The sequence below is a fragment of the Comamonas testosteroni ATCC 11996 genome, from assembly GCF_000241525.1.
GTDB lineage: Bacteria > Pseudomonadota > Gammaproteobacteria > Burkholderiales > Burkholderiaceae_C > Comamonas > Comamonas testosteroni.
In genome coordinates, this window is record NZ_AHIL01000034.1 from 1 (window position 1) to 1,032 (window position 1,032).

Genomic DNA, 1,032 nt, shown 5'->3' on the forward strand with positions numbered 1-1,032 from the left:
GTGGACTACAACGTCAAGGTCCGCGTGAAGTCGGACGGCACGGGTGTGGACATCGCCAACGTCAAGATGAGCATGAACCCCTTTGACGAAATCGCCGTCGAAGAAGCCGTGCGCCTGAAGGAAAAAGGCGTGGTTACCGAAGTCATCGCCGTCTCCTGCGGCGTGACCCAGTGCCAGGAAACCCTGCGCACGGCCATGGCCATCGGTGCCGATCGCGGCATCCTGGTCGAGACCGATGTCGAGCTGCAGCCTCTGGCCGTGGCCAAGCTGCTCAAGGCCCTGGTGGACAAGGAGCAACCCGGTCTGGTCATCTGCGGCAAGCAGGCCATCGACGACGATGCCAACCAGACCGGCCAGATGCTGGCGGCCCTGGCTGATCTGCCCCAGGCCACCTTCGCCTCCAAGGTCGAAGTCGCCGGCGACAAAGTGAACGTCACCCGTGAAGTGGACGGCGGCCTGGAAACCGTGGCCCTGTCCACGCCCGCCGTCATCACCACCGACCTGCGCCTGAACGAGCCCCGCTACGTCACCTTGCCCAACATCATGAAGGCCAAGAAAAAGCAGCTGGACACCTTCAAGCCCGAGGACCTGGGCGTGGACGTGACGCCTCGCCTCAAGACCGTGAAGGTCTCCGAGCCCGCCAAGCGCGGCGCTGGCGTCAAGGTGGCCGATGTGGCAGCCCTGGTCGACAAGCTCAAGAACGAAGCGAAAGTCATCTAAGGCCCCCTGAGCCGCTTCGCGTCATCCCCCGCAGGGGGACGACACCCTCGGTGCGGGGCGGCCCTTCCTCGGTGTCTCGCGCTTGAGCCGCGCCAGATTGGCCGGCTGCGGGTGATGCAGGCACCATGAAAAATTCTAGAGAAAGACGACTGAAATGACCTCTCTCGTTATTGCAGAACACGACAACGCTTCGATCAAGACCGCGACCCTGAACACCGTGACGGCCGCCAAGGCCTGCGGCGGTGATGTGCATGTGCTGGTGGTTGGCGAAGGCGCCGCCGCTGCAGCCGCTGCTGCCGCCCAGATCGCCGG

1 protein-coding gene and 1 pseudogene are annotated in these 1,032 nt (G+C 64.1%); both read left to right on the forward strand.

The genetic code is table 11. From position 1 onward, the window contains the following. Nucleotides 1–720 (forward strand): electron transfer flavoprotein subunit beta/FixA family protein (locus CTATCC11996_RS15245; protein WP_233506528.1); only part of this gene is annotated, 720 nt, incomplete at its 5' end. A gap of 154 nt (nucleotides 721–874) precedes the next feature. Beyond that, nucleotides 875–1,032, forward strand: a pseudogene (locus CTATCC11996_RS15250) (electron transfer flavoprotein subunit alpha); the annotation flags it as partial.